The following is a 20,287-nucleotide window of genomic DNA, read 5'->3' on the forward strand; positions in this document are numbered from 1 at the left end:
TTATTTCCTTGCATGCGGACGTTCACTACCATGCTGATTGATCAGAAAATACCTTTAGGCCAGTACATCGCGGGCTTCGTTGAATGGTTGACGCAAAACGGCGCCAGCACCTTCGACGCAATCGCCGTGTCACTGGAAACGATGATCCACGGTGTGACTTTTGCGCTGACCTGGTTCAACCCGCTGGCATTGATCGGCCTTATCGCGCTACTGGCACACTTCATCCAACGCAAATGGGGCCTGACCGTTTTCGTCATCGCCTCCTTTCTGCTGATCCTCAATCTGGGGTATTGGCAGGAAACCATGGAAACCCTCGCCCAGGTGTTGTTCGCCACCCTGGTGTGCGTGCTGATCGGCGTGCCGTTGGGCATCGTCGCCGCGCACAAACCGATGTTCTACACAGTGATGCGGCCGGTGCTCGATCTGATGCAGACCGTACCGACCTTCGTGTACCTCATTCCTACCCTGACCCTCTTCGGTCTGGGTGTGGTCCCGGGTCTGATCTCGACGGTAGTGTTCGCGATTGCCGCGCCTATCCGCCTGACCTACCTGGGTATTCGCGATGTTCCGCAGGAATTGATGGACGCCGGCAAAGCCTTCGGCTGCTCGCGCCGTCAACTGCTCTCACGGATTGAACTGCCCCACGCCATGCCAAGCATCGCGGCCGGTATCACCCAGTGCATCATGCTGTCGTTGTCGATGGTGGTGATTGCGGCACTGGTGGGCGCCGACGGCCTGGGCAAACCCGTGGTCAACGCACTGAACACTGCTGATATCGCACTGGGCTTCGAAGCAGGCCTGGCGATCGTACTGCTGGCGATCATGCTCGACCGTATCTGCAAACAACCCGACGCTAAAGTAGGGGGTGACGCATGAGCATTATTCGCTTCGAAGACGTGGACGTGATCTTCTCCAAAGACCCGCGCGAGGCACTCAAACTCCTCGACCAGGGCATGACCCGTGATCAGATCCTGAAAAAGACCGGGCAAATCGTCGGCGTTGAAAAAGCCACTCTGGACATCGAGAAAGGTGAAATCTGCGTACTGATGGGCCTGTCCGGCTCCGGCAAATCCAGCCTGTTGCGCTGCATCAACGGCCTCAACACCGTCAGCCGTGGCAAATTGTTCGTCGAGCATGAAGGCAAGCAGATCGACATCGCTTCCTGTACTCCGGCAGAACTGAAAATGATGCGCACCAAGCGCATCGCAATGGTGTTCCAGAAGTTCGCCCTGATGCCTTGGCTGACGGTGCGCGAGAACATCAGCTTCGGTCTGGAAATGCAGGGCCGGCCGGAGAAGGAACGGAAAAAACTGGTCGATGAAAAACTCGAACTGGTGGGCCTGACCCAGTGGCGCAACAAGAAACCCGATGAGCTTTCCGGCGGTATGCAACAACGTGTGGGCCTGGCCCGCGCACTGGCGATGGATGCCGACATTCTGCTGATGGACGAACCGTTCTCGGCCCTCGACCCGCTGATCCGCCAGGGCCTGCAAGACGAACTGCTGGAACTGCAAAGCAAGCTGAACAAAACCATCGTGTTCGTAAGCCACGACCTCGATGAAGCCCTGAAGCTCGGCAGCCGTATCGCGATCATGAAAGACGGTCGGATCGTCCAGTACAGCAAGCCAGAAGAGATCGTGTTGAACCCTGCGGATGATTACGTGCGCACCTTCGTCGCCCACACCAATCCGTTGAACGTATTGTGCGGTCGCAGCCTGATGCGCACCCTGGACAACTGCAAACGCATCAACGGTTCGGTGTGCCTGGATCCGGGCGGCGATTCGTGGCTGGACCTGGCCGAAGGCAACACCATCAAAGGCGCACGCCAGAACGGCTCGAGCCTGGACCTGCAGAACTGGATACCGGGGCAAGCGGTTGAAGGTTTGGGTCGTCGGCCAACGCTGGTGGACTCCAACATCGGCATGCGCGATGCGTTGCAGATTCGTTACCAGACCGGCAACAAACTGGTGCTGCACGACAACAACAAGGTTGTCGGGATTCTCGGCGACAGCGAGCTGTACCACGCGCTGCTCGGCAAGAACCTGGGGTAAGAAGCAGCAGACACAAAAACGCCGCGACAGGATCGCGGCGTTTTTGTTTATCGGGATATCGGGTAATCCAGCGTCAAGGCTGATAACCCCATCGCGGGCAAGCCCGCTCCCACAGGGATCGATGTCGTGATCAATATTTGTGTCACAACCCTGATCCTGTGGGAGCGGGCTTGCCCGCGATGAATGCGACACGGTGCTTCAGACAGAAACACCACCCCCTGTCGAAACTCAGCTATAAACCCGGCCAAGGAGCTGCCGATGGCTTTCAAACTGATCGAGCACGTCACGGGTGATCTGATCCTGAGTGAAGCCCATCAAATCGTAGTCCTGGCTGCCGTTGTGCAGGTACACCTCGGCGCGGTAGTAGCGTGCGCGCGGCTCGTCGGCACTTTCGGGCGACACCGTTTCACTCGCCGCCGCCAGATAACCGTCCAGGCTCACTTCGTAGACAAAAGGGTTGCCCTCTTCCATCTCGATCCGCACGCCCATGCAACGCTTGGCCTTGCCCAGCAACGTCTGCACATCCAGGCCCTGAGCACGCAATTGCACAGCTGCATCTTCCAGCGCCGGGCTGACGCGCTTGTCCATGAACCGCTGTACGATCGACTGGTTCGGCTGCAGGTCCAGCTGGGTCAGGCGCTCGCTGAAACCACGACGACCACGCGCTGCCAGTTCCGCTTGCTCCTGTTCGATTTGCACGTCCTGGCGCATGGCCTTGTGCAAGCCAAACATGAAGAACACCAGCACCACCGAGAACGGCAGCCCCGCCAGCACTACCATGGTTTGCATGGCTTCGAAGTTACCGGCGAACAGCAGACCGATGGTCACCAGGGTGATCACCGCCGACCAGAAAATCCGCAGCCAGTGCGGCGCATCTTCGTCGACATTGCCGCCCTTGCAGGAAAGGTTGGCCATCATCACCGCGCCGGAATCCGCCGGGGTCAGGAACAGCACGAAGCCGACAAAAATCGACACGCCGATCACGATCTTCGACGCCGGGTAATGCTCAAGCAACTGGTAGATCGCCATCGACGGCTGTTCCAGCGCCGTCTTCCCGAGCTCCACCGCCCCATGGTTCATCACCAAGTCCAGGGCCGAGTTACCGAAGATCGACAGCCATGCCAGGGTGAAGCCCAGCGGAATCAACAGCACGCCGGCCACCAATTCACGCACCGTGCGACCACGGGAAATACGCGCGATAAACATGCCTACGAATGGCGCCCAGGAAATCCACCAGGCCCAGTAGAACAGAGTCCACAGGCCCAACCAGCGGTCGGACTTCTCACTGTCGCCTTCATACACATAGAGGTCGAAGGTCTTCAGCACCACGCCGTTCAGGTAGTCACCGATGTTCTGCACAAAGCCGTTGAGCAGGTGCAGGGTCGGGCCGAACAACAGCACGAAAATCAGCAAGCCACTGAACAGCACAATGTTCAGGTTGGACAGGCGGCGAATGCCGTTTTCCACGCCGGACACAGCGGCGATGGTCGCCACCGTGCTCATCACGATGATCACGATCAGCAGGTTTGTGTTGCTGTGTTCCATGCCGAACAGGTTTTCCAGGCCCGACGACACTTGCAGCGAACCGATCCCCAGGTTCGTCACCAGCCCCAGCAGGGTCACGAACATGCCGAAGCCGTCCACCGCATGACCGGCGGCGCCTTTGACCCAACGCTCGCCGACCAGCGGATACAGCGCCGACCGCAACGCCAGCGGCTGGTTATGACGGTAAGCAAAGTACGCCACGGCCAGGCCGACCAGTGCGTAGATCGCCCAGCCATGCAGGCCCCAATGCAGGAATGTCAGTTGCACCGCCTGACGGGCCGCAAGGTTGCTGCCGGCCACGCCTTCCGGCGGATTGAAGTAATGATCCAGCGGCTCGGAAGCACCGAAGTACAGCAACGAGATGCCGATACCCGACGAGAACAGCATCCCCGCCCAGGCGCCGTAGCTGAAATCCGGGGTGTCGTCCTTGCTGCCCAGTTTGAGTTTGCCGTAGGACGAAAACGCCAGGCCCACCACAAAAACCAGATAAGCGGCGATCACCACCATGTAGTACCAGCCGAAGCTGCGGGACAACCAGGCCTGGGCAATGCCGAGCATTCTGCCGGCCTCTTGCGGGGCGATGATCAGAATGGCGGTCAACAGCAGGATCAGCGCGGTAGAGGTGTAGAACACCCAACCGTTGACCGTCACCTTCTCGGGTGGGGTCTTTATTAGAGAGGCAGAACTCATGGCACAGATGCTCCAGGCAGTGCGAGAGAAGAACACAAGGCAACGCGGTACCCGACCAATCGGTTAGTTGGCAGCCGACCAGTGGGTGATATAAAGACACCCCGAAAAAAGCCCGAAACCCTTGGAACGCCTGCGCGTATAGGTTTCGAGCATTTTTGGATGTCGGTTTATCGCCATTTACACGTAGGAAAAATCTGTAAGCAGCGACGATTTGTCGCAGATCTTATTCTTTGTTGATTGAACGTTCAATCAAAACAAAATAGACTGGCCCTCAACCCGGTAGCCGTTTTTCGTCTACGGGAAGGCCTAAGGAGATGTGCAAGATGCCCAAGGTCGGTATGCAACCCATCCGCCGCCAGCAATTGATCGAAGCCACGATGCAGGCCGTCGATCAGGTCGGCATGGGGGATGCCAGCATTGCGCTGATCGCCCGTTTGGCCGGTGTCTCGAATGGCATCATCAGTCACTATTTTAAGGACAAGAACGGCCTGATCGCCGCCACGGCGCAGTATCTGATGAGTGTCCTCAGCGAGAACGTCACCGCGCGCCGTCAGGCGTTGGAGGACGCCAGCCCACGGGCTCACCTTCAGGTGATTATCGAAGGCAACTTCGACGCCAGCCAGGTCAATGGCCCGGCAATGAAAACCTGGCTGGCCTTCTGGGCCACCAGCATGCACCACCCGTCTTTGCACCGGTTGCAGCGGATCAACGATCACCGTCTGTATTCCAACCTGTGCTGCCAGTTCCGCCGTGTGTTGCCGCTTGATCAAGCGCGCAGCGCCGCCCGCGGCCTGGCAGCCCTCATTGACGGTTTGTGGTTGCGCGGCGCGCTGTCGGGAGATGCTTTCGACACCGGGCAGGCGCACCAGATCGCTTACGAATACATGGATTTCCAACTGGCCAAGCAGGTGAGTTAGAGCACACATAAAAGCGCTCAGCCCCTGAACCGCTACTGATCAGCGTCGCCAACGCTACACGGCACGCCCCAGTGGCTAACGCCAACCAACTTATGCTCTTGCGAGGACTTTATGGCCCGTTTCGAACTGCAAAAACTCTACATCGATGGCGGCTACAGTGACGCCAGCAGCGACGCCACCTTCGAAGCCATCAACCCGGCTAACGGTGAAGTCCTCGCAACCGTACAGCGTGCGACCAAGGAAGACGTTGAGCGCGCTGTGGTCAGCGCCGAAAAGGGCCAGAAAATCTGGGCTGCGATGACGGCCATGGAGCGTTCGCGCATCCTGCGTCGTGCCGTCGACATCCTGCGCGAGCGCAACGATGAGCTGGCCGCCCTGGAAACCCTGGACACCGGCAAGGCGTACTCCGAAACCCGTTACGTCGACATCGTTACCGGCGCTGACGTGCTGGAGTACTACGCAGGCCTGGTACCGGCCATCGAAGGCGAGCAGATTCCGCTGCGCACCACGTCTTTCGTTTACACCCGTCGCGAGCCGCTGGGTGTCGTGGCCGGTATCGGCGCGTGGAACTACCCGATCCAGATCGCTTTGTGGAAATCCGCACCTGCCCTGGCGGCCGGTAACGCGATGATCTTCAAGCCAAGCGAAGTCACTTCCCTGACCACCCTGAAACTGGCCGAGATCTACACCGAAGCTGGCGTTCCGGCTGGCGTGTTCAACGTTCTGACCGGCAGTGGCCGTGAAGTCGGCACCTGGCTGACCGAACACCCACGCATCGAAAAAATCTCCTTCACCGGCGGCACCGACACCGGCAAGAAGGTCATGGCCAGCGCTTCCGCCTCGTCGCTGAAAGACGTGACCATGGAACTGGGCGGCAAATCTCCGCTGATCATTTTCGACGACGCCGACCTGGATCGCGCCGCCGACACCGCGATGATGGCCAACTTCTATAGCTCCGGTCAGGTCTGCACCAACGGCACTCGCGTGTTCGTACCGAGCCACCTGAAAGCCGCGTTCGAAGCCAAGATCGTTGAGCGCGTTGCACGCATTCGCGTCGGCAACCCGGAAGACGAAAACACCAACTTCGGCCCGCTGGTCAGCTTCGCCCACATGGAAAGCGTGCTGGGTTACATCGCCAAAGGTAAGGAAGAAGGCGCTCGCGTCCTGTGCGGCGGCGATCGTCTGAACGACGGCGAATTCGCCAAAGGCGCGTTCGTGGCTCCGACCGTGTTCACCGATTGCACCGACGAGATGACCATCGTTCGCGAAGAAATCTTCGGTCCGGTGATGAGCATCCTGACCTACGAAACCGAAGAAGAAGTGATCCGTCGTGCCAACGACACCGAGTTCGGTTTGGCGGCTGGCGTCGTCACCAAGGACCTGAACCGCGCTCACCGCGTGATCCATCAACTGGAAGCCGGTATCTGCTGGATCAACGCCTGGGGCGAGTCCGACGCCAAGATGCCGGTCGGCGGCTACAAGCAGTCGGGCGTGGGTCGTGAGAACGGCATCAGCTCGCTGAACAACTTCACACGCATCAAATCGGTACAGGTCGAACTGGGCGATTACGCCTCGGTGTTCTAAGGCGGTATTTGCTTCGCCTGCGAGATCGCTATCGCAGGCAAGCCAGCTCCCACAGGTTTGGCGTCGTTCGCCAAATCTGCGGTGCCCCCGATCCCTGTGGGAGCGTGGCTTGCCCGCGATCGAGTGCGAAGCACTCGCCGACCTGACCAACTTCAAAGAGGGTGCATTCAATGTCCCAAGAGTTCGATTACATCATCATCGGTGCCGGCTCGGCCGGTAACACCCTGGCGACCCGTCTGACTGAAGACGAAGGCGTCACCGTCCTGCTGCTCGAAGCGGGCGGCCCGGATTACCGTCTCGACTTCCGCACGCAAATGCCGGCCGCCCTGGCCTTCCCGCTGCAAGGTCGTCGCTACAACTGGGCGTATGAAACCGATCCAGAGCCACACATGGACGGTCGCCGGATGGAATGCGGTCGTGGCAAGGGCCTGGGTGGTTCTTCGCTGATCAACGGCATGTGCTACATCCGTGGTAACGCGATGGACTACGACAATTGGTCGAAGCTGCCCGGTCTGGAAGACTGGAGCTACCTCGACTGCCTGCCGTATTTCCGCAAGGCTGAAACCCGTGACATCGGCCCGAATGACTACCACGGTGGCGACGGTCCGGTCAGCGTGACCACGCCGAAAGCCGGCAACAACCCTCTGTTCCACGCGATGGTTGAAGCCGGCGTGCAAGCCGGTTACCCGCGTACCGAAGACCTGAACGGCTACCAGCAAGAAGGTTTCGGCCCGATGGACCGCACCGTGACGCCGAACGGCCGTCGCGCCAGCACCGCTCGCGGTTACCTGGACGTCGCCAAGAAGCGCTCGACCCTGACCATCGTCACCCATGCCCTGACCGACAAGATCCTGTTCGAAGGCAAGCGTGCGGTCGGCGTGCGTTACCTGATCGGCGCCGCTGAAGAGCGCGTTGAAGCCCGCGCCCGCAAGGAAGTGCTGCTGTGCTCCGGCGCCATTGCTTCGCCGCAGATTCTGCAACGCTCCGGTGTCGGCCCGGCCGAACTGCTGAAAAAACTCGACATTCCGGTGGTCCACGACCTGCCGGGCGTTGGCGAAAACCTGCAGGATCACCTTGAGCTGTACCTGCAATACGCCTGCACCCAACCGGTCTCGCTGTACCCGTCGCTGCTGCTGCACAACCAGCCGGCCATCGGTGCCGAGTGGCTGTTCAACGGCACCGGCATCGGCGCCAGCAACCAGTTCGAGGCCGGTGGTTTCATCCGCACTCGTCCGGAATTTGATTGGCCGAACATTCAGTACCACTTCCTGCCGGTGGCGATTAACTACAACGGCAGCAACGGTGTGAAAGAGCACGGCTTCCAGGCGCACATGGGCTCCATGCGTTCGCCAAGCCGTGGTCGCATCCAGGCCAAGTCCAAGGATCCACGCGAGTACCCGAGCATCCTGTTCAACTACATGGCCACCGAGCAGGACTGGCAGGAATTTCGCGACGGCATCCGCCTGACCCGTGAAATCATGCAACAGCCAGCACTGGACGCCTTCCGTGGCCGCGAAATCAGCCCGGGCATTGACGTTCAATCCGACGAGCAGCTGGACAAGTTCATCCGCGAGCACGCCGAAACCGCGTTCCACCCGTCCTGCTCGTGCAAGATGGGCACCGACGAGATGGCCGTGGTCGACGGCGAAGGTCGTGTGCACGGCATGCAAGCCCTGCGCGTGGTCGATGCCTCGATCATGCCGATCATCACCACCGGCAACCTGAACGCGCCAACGATCATGATGGCCGAGAAAATCGCCGACAAGATCCGCGGTCGCAAGCCATTGCCGCGTAGCAAGGCTGCTTACTACGTGGCCGGTGATGCACCGGTGCGTGGCAAGCCGTTGCGGGATGTGAGCCTGACGGCGCAGTAAGACAGTTACACCAAGGCGCACCTATCGCGGGCAAGCCCGCTCCCACAGGTTTCGGGTTGGATTGCAAATGTGTAGTCCACCCAATCCCCCTGTGGGAGCGGGCTTGCCCGCGATGGAGCCCGACCAGACAACACATCTCGACCTGACGCATCCTGGCAATCCCTCCCCACACCGCTCCGCCCTTGATCTACCCCCCGCCCAGGCCTAATCTAGCGCCACGCAAACGTTTCACCCCCTCGCAATACCGATACATCGCAACTCCATACCAAGGAGGTTCCCGAATGTTCGATTTCCACCCCCAGCTCAAGCAGCGTTTTGCTGCCTTGCGCACGGGCGCTGAATTCTTTTCGCTGCGTTATGTGCGCGAGTCCGGCCAGTACCTGTCGGTACGCAAGAACGTCGCCGAACCGCCGAGCCTGAGCCGTGACGAAGGCGCGATGCTGACCGTTCGGGTCAACGGTGTCGAAGCCTATGCCGCCACCAACGACCTGTCCCAATCCGGCCTGCAAGCCGCGCTGGAGAAAGCCGAGCAACAAGCCCGTCGACTCAAGCCTCACGCCCTGCTCGACCTGCGCGAGCAAGCGGTCTCCAGCGACCGCGCCGACTATTTCTCGCCCAACTTCGACCAGCCCTTTCCGTCCCTGAGCGATTGCTACCAATTGCTCGGCGCCGAATCCGCCGCCGTGCCCAAGGACGAGCGACTGGTGAACTGGCAGGCGAGCATCGGCATCACCAACGTCGAGCAAATCTACCTCAACAGCGCCGGTGCCGAATTGCGTCAGGCCCAGCGTTTCGTCTACCCGAGCGTGGACGTCACCGCCTACGACGGCAGCGACAGCCAGACCCGCAGCCTGGGCCGCGAGAATTTCGGCCAGCAGGGCGGCTTTGATGTGATCAGCCGTTGCGGCCTGATCGGTGCCGGCCCGAAAGTCGCCGATCAGGCACTGCAATTGCTGCTGGCGCCGAACACCCCGCAAGGCCCGCGCGATCTGTTGCTGATGCCTGACCAAATGATGCTGCAGATCCACGAGTCCATCGGTCACCCGCTGGAACTGGACCGCATCCTGGGCGATGAGCGCAATTACGCCGGCACCAGTTTCGTCAAGGCAGAAGACTTCGGCAGCCTGCAATACGGCTCCGAACTGCTCAACGTGACGTTCGACCCGGACATCCCCGAGCAACTCGCCAGCTATGGCCATGACGACGACGGCAGCGCCGCCAGCAAGCAATTTCTGATTAAAGAAGGTTTGTTGCTGCGGCCATTGGGCGGCGCACTGTCGCAATTCCGTGCCGGCATGGACGGCGTTGCCAACAGCCGCGCCTGCAGCTGGAACCGTCCACCGATCGACCGTATGGCCAACCTCAACATCGAGCCCGGCGATCAGCCACTGGAACAACTGATCGGCAATATCGAGCACGGCATTTTGATGAGCACCAACCGTTCCTGGTCCATCGACGATGCGCGCAACAAGTTCCAGTTCGGTTGCGAATGGGGCCAGTTGATTGAAAACGGTGAACTCAAGGGTGTGGTGAAGAACCCGAACTACCGGGCGATTTCCGCACAATTCTGGAAAAGCCTCAGCGCTGTCGGCGATGCCAACACCGTCAAAGTGCTAGGCACGCCGAACTGCGGCAAAGGCGAACCGAACCAGGTGATCCGCGTCGGCCATGCGTCGCCGGCCTGTGTGTTCAGCAATGTGGATGTGTTTGGAGGAGACGCCTGATGAGTACTTCCACGAGCACTTCAAATAGCCAGGCCGAGTCATTCAAGGACCTGGTCAATTGGCTGCGCGGTGCACTGCGCACGCCTGAGCAATTCACCCTCAGCTACGCCGCCGAGTCGTCGGCCTTCGTGCGCTTCAACCATGCCAAAGTCCGTCAGGCCGGGCAGGTGCAGCAGGCGAGTGTCGGGTTCAAACTGATTAACGATGGTCGTCATGCCGATCTGAATATCACGCTGTCGGGCGACCCCGAAGCCGATCTTCAGCGTCTGGCCGAAGGCTTGCAACAGTTGCGCGAAACCCTGCCACTGTTGCCTCAGGATCCATACCTGCTGCTTAACCAGAACGACTGGCAGAGCAACAACGTGCAGGAGCATCCGCTGCCGGACACCGAGCAAGTGGTTGCTGAAATCACCCAGGCTGCCGAGGGCCTGGACCTGGTCGGCTTCTACGCCGCTGGGCCGATCAGTCGCGGTTTCGCCAGTTCCTCGGGCGCGTTCGGCTGGCATCAGGCTAACAGTTTCAACTTCGATTTCAGCCTGTTTCATGAAAACGGTCAGGCAGTGAAAGCCAGTTTTGCCGGGCACGACTGGAACAGCGAAGGGTTTGCCAGGCGCTTCCAGCAGGCCCGCGAGCAATTGGCGTTTCTGGGTCGGCCATTGCGCACACTGCCGCCCGGCGAATACCGCGCCTACCTGGCGCCGGCAGCGCTGGAAGAAATCATGGGCATGTTGAGCTGGGGCGGGTTTTCGGCCCAGGCGATTGCCAGCAAACAGAGCCCATTGCAAAGGTTCTACGCCAGCGAAGCCTGCTTCAGCCCCAACGTATGGTTGAGTGAGCAGGTCAGCGGTTCCTTGAGCCCGGCGTTTTCCGACGAAGGTTATCCTCGCGATGATCTGGGGTTGATCGCCAAAGGCATGGCCAATGCCCGACTGATCAATTCCCGCAGCGCCGCCGAATACGGCCTCGCTGCCAACGGCGCCAGCAGCCATGAATACCCGACGGCGCTGGTCATGAAAGGCGGCAATCTGGAGCAGGCGGAGATCCTCAAACGCCTCGGCACCGGGCTCTACATCAGCAACCTGTGGTACCTGAACTACTCGGACCAACCGGCAGCGCGCCTGACCGGTATGACCCGGTTTGCGACCTTCTGGGTCGAGAACGGCGAGATTCAGGCACCGGTCAGCACCATGCGTTTCGATGACAGCGTCTACAGCCTGCTCGGTTCGCAGCTGGAAGCGTTGACCAAGGAATGCGAGCTGATGTTGTCGGCTAGCACCTACAGTCAGCGGGCGACTGCTTCGGCGTTATTGCCGGGTGCGCTCGTCAGCCGACTTACGTTGACGCTGTAAATACAAAACCTGTGGGAGCGGGCTTGCCCGCGAAGAGGCCATCAGCTTCAACATCAATGTTGACTGACACATCGCCTTCGCGGGCAAGCCCGCTCCCACAGGTTTACGGTTACCAGACCAACCCACAAGAGGTCCCATGCCCAACCGCCCACCTCTCGACGCCGTCACCGCCCGCTGGGTACCGTGGGTTGTGGCCATTGCTTTCTTCATGCAGTCCCTCGACGGGACGATCCTCAACACCGCCCTCCCCGCCATGGCCCGGGACTTGGCCGAAGACCCGTTGCGCATGCAGGGCGTAATCATCGCCTACATGCTCACCGTCGCTTTACTGATCCCCGCCTCCGGCTGGATCGCCGACCGCTTCGGCACCCGGAAGATTTTCTTTGGCGCGATCCTCCTGTTCAGCTTCGGCTCATTGCTCTGCGCCTTGTCCAGCACCCTGAGCATGCTCATCGGCGCCCGGGTGATTCAGGGCCTCGGTGGCGCCTTGATGCTACCGGTTGGGCGATTGGTGGTGCTGCGCGCGTATCCGCGCTCGGAGCTGGTGCGGATCATGGGGTTCATTACCATTCCCGGCCTGCTTGGCCCGCTGATCGGCCCGACCATGGGCGGCTGGATGGTGCAATACCTGACCTGGCACTGGATCTTTCTGATCAACCTGCCGGTGGGCGTCCTCGGTTGCTACGCGGTATGGAAATTCATTCCCGACCTGCGCGGCAGCGAGCGCACCCGCTTCGATAGCCTGGGTTTTTTGCTGTTCGGCGCGGCGATGGTGCTGATCACCATCGCCATGGAAGGCCTCGGCGAACTGCACCTGCCGCACTTGCGGGTGATGTTGCTGCTGTTTGGCGGCATGGCGTGTCTGGCGGCGTATTGGCTGCGGGCCGGGCACATCGACAATCCGCTGTTTGCACCATCGCTGTTCAAGACCCGGACCTTCGCCGTGGGCATCCTCGGCAACCTGTTCGCCCGGCTGGGTAGCGGCGCATTGCCGTTTCTGGTGCCGTTGCTACTGCAAGTGGCGCTGGGTTACTCGCCGTCTCAGGCCGGGATGAGCATGCTGCCCCTGGCTGCGGCCGCAATGGTCGCCAAGTCGGTGGCGCGGCCGCTGATCGAACGTTTCGGCTACCGCACCGTGCTGACCGGCAACACACTGGCGCTGGGAATCATGCTGGCGAGCATGGGACTGGTCAGCGAGCAGACGCCGTATTGGTTGCTGCTCGCTCAGTTGGCGGTTCTGGGGGCGATCAACTCCTTGCAGTTCACCGCAATGAACACCGTCACCCTGATCGACCTCGACGACGCCAGCGCCAGCAGCGGCAACAGTTTGCTGTCGGTGGTCGCGCAATTGTCCCTGAGCCTCGGTGTGGCTTGCGCCGGCGCCCTGCTCGGCGGCTTCACGGCAGAGATCGGCAATGACGGCGTGGACACGGTTCTGGGCGCGTTCCAGCTGACGTTTGTGACGGTCGGAATCATGGCGATGCTGGCTGCAACGATCTTCTCGCAGCTTTCACCCAAGGATGGCCGACGAATGGTCAGCCGCGAGCACGATATAGAGCACTGATTTGTAGCAGCTGCCGAGGCACGAGGCTGCGTTGCGTGTCCGCAGGACCGCCCTCGGGGGCTGCTTCGTAGCCCAACGCAGCCTCGTGCCTCGGCAGCTGCTACACGCTATTCGTCCAGAATTTGCAGGTGGAGAGCATGAGACTGATACACTGCGCGACATTTTGTTTTGCAGGCCAGTCCCGTGACCACCATCGCCACCGCTTTTAATACTTTGCCGCTGTCCGCCGCCATGCTGGCTAACCTCGACTCCCTCGGTTATGCCCAGATGACGCCGATCCAGGCGCAAAGCTTGCCGGTGATCCTCAAGGGGATGGACCTGATCGCCCAAGCCAAGACCGGCAGCGGCAAGACCGCCGCCTTCGGTATCGGCCTGCTGAACCCGATCAATCCGCGTTTCTTCGGTTGCCAGGCGCTGGTCATTTGCCCGACTCGCGAGTTGGCTGACCAGGTTGCCAAGGAAATCCGTCGTCTGGCCCGTGCCGAAGACAACATCAAGGTCCTGACCTTGTGTGGCGGCGTGTCCTTCGGACCGCAGATCGGCTCGCTGGAGCACGGCGCGCACATCATCGTCGGTACTCCGGGGCGCATCCAGCAGCACCTGCGCAAGGGTTCGCTGGTGCTTCACGGCCTGAACACGCTGATCCTCGACGAAGCCGACCGCATGCTCGACATGGGTTTCTACGATTCCATCGAAGAAATCATCGCCCAGACCCCGGAGCGCCGCCAGACCCTGCTGTTCTCCGCCACGTATCCGGTGGGCATCAAGCAACTGGCGTCGAAATTCATGCGCACTCCTCAGATCGTGAAGGCCGAGGCGTTCCACGACGATACGCAGATCGAGCAGCGCTTCTACGAGATCTCTCCGGAAGAGCGTATGGATGCAGTGGTCAAAGTCCTCGCGCATTTCCGTCCAGCATCCTGCGTGGCCTTCTGCTTCACCAAGCAGCAGGTTCAGGAAACCGTTGATCACCTGACCTCCAAAGGCATCTCCGCCGTCGGTCTGCAGGGTGATCTGGAACAGCGTGACCGCGATCAGGTATTGGCCATGTTCGCCAACCGCAGCACTTCGGTGCTGGTTGCCACTGATGTCGCCGCACGCGGTCTGGACATCGATATGCTGGACATGGTGATCAACGTCGAACTGGCCCGTGACTCGGAAATCCACATTCACCGTGTCGGCCGTACTGGCCGTGCCGGTGAGAAAGGCATCGCGATCAGCCTGGTCGCCCCGTCCGAAGCCCACCGCGCCCAAGCCATCGAGCAGCTGCAGAAGTCGCCGTTGAGCTGGGATCAGTTGGACAACCTCAAATCCCAAGGAGGCGCACCGCTGCTGCCGGTGATGAGCACGCTGTGCATTGGTGCGGGCCGTAAAGACAAAGTACGTCCGGGCGACATTCTCGGTGCACTGACCGGCGACGCCGGCATCCCGGGCGCCCAGGTCGGCAAGATCGCGATTTTCGACTTCCAGGCCTATGTGGCCGTGGAACGCGGGATCGCCAAGCAAGCCTTGCAGCGCCTGAACGACGGTAAAATCAAAGGCCGCTCGCTGCGCGTGCGCATCCTCTAACCTGATCGTTCCCACGCTCTGCGTGGGAATGCATCCCGTGACGCTCCGCGTCACATAACGGCGGACGCAGAGCGTCCATGGCGGCATTCCCACGCAGAGCGTGGGAACGATCATTGTGTGAGGACACCGTTTTGCGCTCTACCGAAGTCGTGATCATTGGCGCTGGCGCCGCAGGGTTGATGTGTGCGCTGACCGCCGCCGGGCGCGGGCGCAAAGTGATGTTGCTCGACCATGCGAACAAGGCCGGCAAGAAAATCCTCATGTCGGGCGGTGGGCGCTGCAACTTCACCAACATGTACACCGAACCGAGCAATTTCCTCTCGCAGAACGAGCACTTCTGCAAATCCGCGCTGGCGCGCTACACCCAGTGGGATTTCATCGGTCTGGTGGCCAAACACGGCGTGCCGTACCACGAGAAGAAACTCGGCCAGTTGTTCTGCGATAACAAATCCAGCGACATCCTCGGCCTGCTGCTCGACGAGTGCGATCAGGTCGGCGTCAGCCTGCACCTGGACACCTCGATCCAGCACATCGAAAAAATGGAAAGCGGCTACCTGCTGCAAACCACCCTCGACCAAATTACCTGTGAGTCTCTGGTGATCGCCACCGGAGGCCTGTCGATTCCGACCCTTGGCGCCACCGGTTTCGGTTATCAAGTGGCCAAGCAGTTCGGTCACGACCTGCTGCCAACCCGCGCCGGCCTCGTGCCGTTCACCATCACCGATCAGCTCAAGGAGCTTTGCACCGAGCTGTCCGGTACATCGGTGGATTGCCTGGTGAGCTGCAACGACCAGAGCTTCCGCGAGAACATCCTGTTCACTCACCGCGGCCTCAGCGGGCCGGCGATCTTGCAGATTTCGTCGTTCTGGGAATCCGGCGACACGGTGGAAATCAACCTGATGCCGGATCACGACGTGCCGAGCTGGCTACAACAGCAGCAGGCCGAACGCCCGAATAGCGAGTTGAAAACCTTGCTCGGTGAAATCTTCACCAAGAAGATGGCCAATCTGTTGGCGGACAACTGGTTCGTCTCCAAACCGATGAAGCAGTACACCCACGCCGAACTGGCGGACATCGCCGAAAAACTGGCGAGCTGGAAAGTCGTGCCGGCCGGCACTGAAGGCTACCGCACGGCCGAAGTGACCCTGGGTGGCGTCGACACGCGCGAAGTGTCGTCCAAGACCATGGAATCGCTGAAAAGCCCAGGTTTGTATTTCATCGGCGAAGTGCTCGACGTCACCGGGCATTTGGGTGGCTTCAATTTCCAGTGGGCCTGGGCCTCCGGTTACGCCGCCGCACAATTCGTCTGACTCACGCAACCTGAATGTGAAATGCGGTCAATTGTGGGAGCTGGCTTGCCTGCGATAGCGGTCTGACAGTCAACATAAGATGTTGAATGTACCGGCCTCTTCGCGGGCAAGCCCGCTCCCACAAGTTTCTCTGCCAACCACAAAATTTGTGATCGGCAACAGATCCCTCGTACTCCAAGGAACAGATTTTGCTGTCAGATGTGATCGGCGCCATTGCGTCGGCGTCATTAGTGGCTCAATTTAGCGTCATTGCCTCGGAAGGCCTTCGCACTTCATGTCATCGACCACATTTCGGCAGTCTCTGCGTCGCCTCTGGGCGCTGGATAAATTCAGCTACAGCGTGCGGGTATTCATCGCCCTGACCGGCAGCATGGCGCTGTGTTGGTATCAGGATGAAATGGGGCTGCTGATCCCGTTGTTCCTGGGGATCATCGCCAGCGCCCTGGCTGAAACCGACGACAGTTGGCAGGGCCGCCTCAACGCACTAGCAGTGACGCTAGTGTGTTTTATGGTCGCCGCCCTGTCCGTCGAACTGCTCTTCCCCTACCCCGTCCTCTTTATCATCGCCTTTGCACTGGCCAGCTTCTGTCTGACCATGCTCGGCGCGCTGGGCGAGCGTTATGGCGCGATTGCTTCGGCCACACTGATTCTGTCGGTCTACACCATGATCGGCGTGGACCAGCGCGGTGGCGCGGTCACTGATTTCTGGCACGAACCGGTGCTGCTGGTGGCCGGTGCGGCCTGGTACGGCTTGCTCTCGGTGCTGTGGCAGGCGCTGTTTTCCAACCAGCCGGTGCAGCAAAGCCTGGCGCGGCTGTTCCGTGAACTGGGTTATTACCTGAAGCTCAAATCGTCGCTGTTCGAACCGATCCGGCAGCTGGACGTGGAAGCGCAGCGGCTGGAACTGGCCCAACAGAACGGTCGGGTGGTGGCGGCCCTGAACGCCGCCAAGGAAATCATCCTGCATCGAGTCGGCGACGGTAGGCCGGGCGTGAAAGTCAGCCGTTATCTGAAGCTGTACTTCCTCGCCCAGGACATCCACGAGCGCGCCAGTTCCTCGCACTACCCCTACAACGCGCTGGCCGAAGCGTTCTTCCACAGCGACGTGCTGTTCCGCTGTCAGCGTCTGCTGCGCCAGCAAGGCAAGGCTTGCCGCGCCCTGGCCGAATCGATCCAGATGCGTCAGCCGTTTATCTATGACGCAAGCTTCGCCGAGGCCCTGAGCGACCTGCACGCCTCCCTCGAACACTTGCGCATCCAGAGCAATCCGGCCTGGCGCGGTCTGCTGCGTTCATTGCGAGCATTGGCGGCCAACCTCGGCACCCTCGACCGTTTGCTCAGCGACGCCAGCAACCCCGATGCGCTCGCAGACGCCACCGACAGCAGCCTGCTCGACCGTTCGCCACGCAGCCTCAAGGATGTCTGGATACGCTTGCGCACGCAGCTGACGCCGACGTCCTTGCTGTTCCGCCATGCCCTGCGCCTGCCCCTGGCGTTGAGCATCGGCTACGGCATGGTGCATTTGATCCACCCATCGCAAGGTTACTGGATCATCCTCACCACGCTGTTTGTCTGTCAGCCGAACTACGGCGCCACCCGCCGCAAACTCGGGCAGCGGATCATCGGCACCGCCATTGGCCTGACCGTGGCCTGGGCGCTGTTCGATCTGTTCCCGAACCCGTTGATCCAGTCGAGCTTCGCCATCCTTGCCGGGGTGGTGTTCTTTACCAACCGCACCACGCGCTACACCCTGGCGACTGCCGCGATCACGCTCATGGTGTTGTTCTGCTTCAACCAGGTGGGCGATGGTTATGGGCTGCTTCTGCCACGACTGTTCGATACGTTGCTCGGCAGTCTGATCGCCGGGCTGGCGGTATTCCTGTTCCTGCCAGACTGGCAGGGTCGACGCCTGAACAAAGTGCTGGCCAACACCCTGACCTGCAACAGCATTTACCTGCGCCAGATCATGCAGCAATACGCCGCCGGTAAAAGCGACGACCTGGCTTATCGCCTGGCCCGACGCAACGCCCACAACGCCGATGCCGCGTTGTCGACGACGCTGGCCAATATGCTGATGGAGCCGGGGCACTTCCGTAAGGAAGCGGATGTCGGGTTCCGTTTCCTGGTGCTGTCGCACACCTTGCTCAGCTATTTGTCGGGGCTGGGAGCACACCGCGAAACCCAACTACCGTCGGACGTGCGCGAGCATTTGATCGACGGCGCCGGTGTGAACCTGGCCGCCAGCCTCGACGAAATCGCCCAAGGCCTGGCGAGCAAACAGCCGATTGCGATTCAGAGCGATGAGGAAGAAGCGCTGGCCAATGGGCTTGAGCAGATGCCGGATGAGATCGATGAAGGGCAGCGGTTGGTGCAGACGCAACTGGCGTTGATTTGCCGGCAACTGGGGCCATTGCGGACGTTGGCGGCGCATCTCATCAAGGACACTAGCGAAGCCTGAGATTTGTGGTGACTGGGCCGGCCTCTTCGCGGGCAAGCCCGCTCCCACAGGGTTCGGAGCTGAACACAGATTATGTGAACGCCACAAATCACTGTGGGAGCGGGCTTGCCCGCGAAGGCGTCAGCACAGACACCGCAGGTCTTTCAGATCACATCCCATGCTGCTTGAGCAACTTCTCATAACTCCCATCAACCTTCATCGCCGCAATCTCGCGATCAAAACCGGCGACGATCTGTTCATGCAGCGGGTTCTTGAGGCTCACCAGAATATGCAGGCTGTTCTCGCTCAATGGCTTGGGCAAAAACTCCACGGAATTGCGTACCTTGAATGATTCCCGAGCCAGGTAATACCGGGCGACGAACTCGTCTTCCAGGGTCAGCTTGACCCGGTCGGCCGCGACCATACGCACGGCCATGGCGAAGTTATGCACCGGTACTTTCTGCAGCGACACATCGTCGTCGAATGCTTGCGAATAGGCATAACCGCGTACCACTGCTATCGGGTAGGTGTGAAGTTGTTGCAGGTTGCTGAATTCGATCGGCGTGTCTTTGCGCTTGAGAAAGCGCACGCGGTTGAGCAGGTACTCGCCGGAAAACTGCCCCAGCTTCGTGCGCTCGTCGGTGTACCAAGCGTTGACCAGCACGTCGTAACGCCCCTCGCCTACCCCAAACAAGGCTCGCGCCCACGGCACCTGTTCGAAATCACTGGCATAACCGGCCCGTGCCAGCGCGGTGCTGACGATGTCCGTGGCCAATCCGCCATTGACCAGCGTGGCGTCGGTAAAGGGTGGCCAGGCATCGGCTACCAGACGCAGCTTTTCCGCTGTCGCGCTCTGTGTCAGCAACAGCAATCCAATCAAAGCAAACGCTCGATGCAATCGCGGCATGCCAGAAAATCCTTAGCGGGCGGACTGCCCGACGTGTTTTCAGCCAAAACTCCAAGGCCCCTCTACCGGCGAAACCCAGGTCCTAACATTAGCTTATCGGCGACATTGCACAGCGCTTCATCGCAGATTACACAAAGAAGGCAATCTCGCGAGAAATGAATGATGGCATTTTGGCCTTTGTCACAGATTTCGCTGCCATCAAGACATCCCGCGTCAGGACGCTTAGTATCGGAGCAACGTTGTTCAAGGAATCTGAAGATGACAATCGATTGGGTCTGCAAACACCACAGCGATCTGGGTAAAGAGCAGCTGTATGCCATTTTGCAGCTGCGCGCCGAGGTGTTCGTCGTCGAGCAGAAATGCCTTTATCAGGACATCGATGGCCAGGACCTGGAAGGTGACACCTGCCATTTGATGGGCTGGGACGGAGATCGACTGGTGGCCTATCTGCGCTTGCTCGACCCGGAGTTACAGGGCGGCGACGTGGTGATTGGGCGAGTGATCATTGCTCCCGCTGCACGCGGCACCGGGCTTGGGCATGAAATGATGAGCCAGGCGTTGAAACAAGCCGCCAAACGCTGGCCTGGAATGCCGATCTATCTCTCGGCCCAGGCGCATTTGCAGGGGTACTACGGGCGGTACGGGTTTGTGGTGGTGGGTGAGGAATATCTGGAGGATGACATTCCGCATATCGGGATGCGTCGTTCCTGAGGGCCCTATCGCGAGCAGGCTCGCTCCCACATTGGACTTATGGTGTGAACTCTAT

14 protein-coding genes are annotated in these 20,287 nt (G+C 60.2%); 12 read left to right on the plus strand and 2 right to left on the minus strand.

The features are described from left to right. Positions 1 to 30 precede the first annotated feature (30 nt). Together choW and choV are read left to right on the plus strand one after the other, a co-directional pair. Positions 31 to 876 (plus strand): choline ABC transporter permease subunit, encoded by an 846-nt coding sequence (gene choW, locus KGB18_RS20210; protein ID WP_030128579.1) that lies wholly within the window; start codon positions 31 to 33, stop codon positions 874 to 876. Continuing rightward, positions 873 to 2,051, plus strand: a complete 1,179-nt coding sequence (gene choV, locus KGB18_RS20215; RefSeq protein ID WP_123359169.1) for a choline ABC transporter ATP-binding protein — start codon at positions 873 to 875, stop codon at positions 2,049 to 2,051. Before choW ends, choV begins: the two co-directional genes overlap by 4 nt. 228 nt (positions 2,052 to 2,279) lie before the next feature. Here choV and KGB18_RS20220 read toward each other — a convergent pair whose 3' ends face one another. Continuing rightward, positions 2,280 to 4,229, minus strand: coding sequence for a BCCT family transporter (locus tag KGB18_RS20220; protein ID WP_223570410.1), 1,950 nt, complete (start codon positions 4,227 to 4,229; stop codon positions 2,280 to 2,282). 380 nt (positions 4,230 to 4,609) lie between these two features. On the opposite strand from KGB18_RS20220, the gene betI reads away from it, so the two are divergent. The 9 genes from betI to yccS all read left to right on the plus strand — a co-directional run bounded on the left by betI (position 4,610) and on the right by yccS (position 18,635). Then, a complete protein-coding gene (gene betI / locus KGB18_RS20225; protein ID WP_052966694.1) occupies positions 4,610 to 5,203 on the plus strand; it encodes a transcriptional regulator BetI in 594 nt (197 codons plus the stop codon). 111 nt (positions 5,204 to 5,314) lie between these two features. Then, positions 5,315 to 6,787, plus strand: a complete 1,473-nt coding sequence (gene betB / locus KGB18_RS20230) for a betaine-aldehyde dehydrogenase (RefSeq protein WP_123719637.1) — start codon at positions 5,315 to 5,317, stop codon at positions 6,785 to 6,787. 170 nt (positions 6,788 to 6,957) lie between these two features. Beyond that, complete coding sequence (gene betA, locus KGB18_RS20235) at positions 6,958 to 8,661, plus strand: choline dehydrogenase (protein WP_201061778.1); 1,704 nt, start codon at positions 6,958 to 6,960, stop codon at positions 8,659 to 8,661. Between the two features lie 281 nt (positions 8,662 to 8,942). Further along, positions 8,943 to 10,385, plus strand: coding sequence for a TldD/PmbA family protein (locus KGB18_RS20240; RefSeq protein WP_223570374.1), 1,443 nt, complete (start codon positions 8,943 to 8,945; stop codon positions 10,383 to 10,385). Next, positions 10,385 to 11,734: a TldD/PmbA family protein gene (locus KGB18_RS20245; protein WP_223570375.1), complete on the plus strand. Its 1,350-nt coding sequence runs from the start codon at positions 10,385 to 10,387 to the stop codon at positions 11,732 to 11,734. The genes KGB18_RS20240 and KGB18_RS20245 overlap by 1 nt, the downstream gene beginning before the upstream one ends. 136 nt (positions 11,735 to 11,870) lie before the next feature. Next, entirely contained in the window at positions 11,871 to 13,298 is a 1,428-nt protein-coding gene (mdtD, locus tag KGB18_RS20250) for a multidrug transporter subunit MdtD (RefSeq protein ID WP_123719640.1), read from the plus strand. 231 nt (positions 13,299 to 13,529) lie between these two features. Further along, entirely contained in the window at positions 13,530 to 14,867 is a 1,338-nt protein-coding gene (dbpA, locus tag KGB18_RS20255; RefSeq protein WP_229768771.1) for an ATP-dependent RNA helicase DbpA, read from the plus strand. Positions 14,868 to 14,998: 131 nt separating this feature from the next. Continuing rightward, positions 14,999 to 16,177 (plus strand): NAD(P)/FAD-dependent oxidoreductase, encoded by a 1,179-nt coding sequence (locus KGB18_RS20260; protein WP_123719641.1) that lies wholly within the window; start codon positions 14,999 to 15,001, stop codon positions 16,175 to 16,177. A gap of 274 nt (positions 16,178 to 16,451) precedes the next feature. Beyond that, positions 16,452 to 18,635, plus strand: coding sequence for a YccS family putative transporter (gene yccS / locus KGB18_RS20265; RefSeq protein ID WP_201061772.1), 2,184 nt, complete (start codon positions 16,452 to 16,454; stop codon positions 18,633 to 18,635). 148 nt (positions 18,636 to 18,783) lie between these two features. Here the strand turns inward: yccS and KGB18_RS20270 are convergent, their stop codons facing one another. After that, complete coding sequence (locus KGB18_RS20270; protein ID WP_123719643.1) at positions 18,784 to 19,521, minus strand: substrate-binding periplasmic protein; 738 nt, start codon at positions 19,519 to 19,521, stop codon at positions 18,784 to 18,786. A 258-nt stretch (positions 19,522 to 19,779) separates the two neighbouring features. Here KGB18_RS20270 and KGB18_RS20275 point away from each other — a divergent pair, with 258 nt between their 5' ends. Beyond that, complete coding sequence (locus KGB18_RS20275) at positions 19,780 to 20,232, plus strand: GNAT family N-acetyltransferase (protein WP_123719644.1); 453 nt, start codon at positions 19,780 to 19,782, stop codon at positions 20,230 to 20,232. The last annotated feature ends 55 nt before the right edge of the window (positions 20,233 to 20,287 follow it).

This window comes from Pseudomonas sp. BF-R-26 (assembly GCF_019947395.1).
GTDB lineage: Bacteria > Pseudomonadota > Gammaproteobacteria > Pseudomonadales > Pseudomonadaceae > Aquipseudomonas > Aquipseudomonas farris.

What these genes read in the sequence shown, in the direction of transcription:
- choW (WP_030128579.1), top strand. Translation starts at nt 31, where the DNA reads ATGCTGATTGATCAGAAAATACCTTTAGGCCAGTACATCGCGGGCTTC.
- choV (WP_123359169.1), top strand. Translation starts at nt 873, where the DNA reads ATGAGCATTATTCGCTTCGAAGACGTGGACGTGATCTTCTCCAAAGAC.
- betI (WP_052966694.1), top strand. Translation starts at nt 4,610, where the DNA reads ATGCCCAAGGTCGGTATGCAACCCATCCGCCGCCAGCAATTGATCGAA.
- betB (WP_123719637.1), top strand. Translation starts at nt 5,315, where the DNA reads ATGGCCCGTTTCGAACTGCAAAAACTCTACATCGATGGCGGCTACAGT.
- betA (WP_201061778.1), top strand. Translation starts at nt 6,958, where the DNA reads ATGTCCCAAGAGTTCGATTACATCATCATCGGTGCCGGCTCGGCCGGT.
- KGB18_RS20240 (WP_223570374.1), top strand. Translation starts at nt 8,943, where the DNA reads ATGTTCGATTTCCACCCCCAGCTCAAGCAGCGTTTTGCTGCCTTGCGC.
- KGB18_RS20245 (WP_223570375.1), top strand. Translation starts at nt 10,385, where the DNA reads ATGAGTACTTCCACGAGCACTTCAAATAGCCAGGCCGAGTCATTCAAG.
- mdtD (WP_123719640.1), top strand. Translation starts at nt 11,871, where the DNA reads ATGCCCAACCGCCCACCTCTCGACGCCGTCACCGCCCGCTGGGTACCG.
- dbpA (WP_229768771.1), top strand. Translation starts at nt 13,530, where the DNA reads ATGCTGGCTAACCTCGACTCCCTCGGTTATGCCCAGATGACGCCGATC.
- yccS (WP_201061772.1), top strand. Translation starts at nt 16,452, where the DNA reads ATGTCATCGACCACATTTCGGCAGTCTCTGCGTCGCCTCTGGGCGCTG.
- KGB18_RS20270 (WP_123719643.1), bottom strand. Translation starts at nt 19,521, where the DNA reads ATGCCGCGATTGCATCGAGCGTTTGCTTTGATTGGATTGCTGTTGCTG.
- KGB18_RS20275 (WP_123719644.1), top strand. Translation starts at nt 19,780, where the DNA reads ATGACAATCGATTGGGTCTGCAAACACCACAGCGATCTGGGTAAAGAG.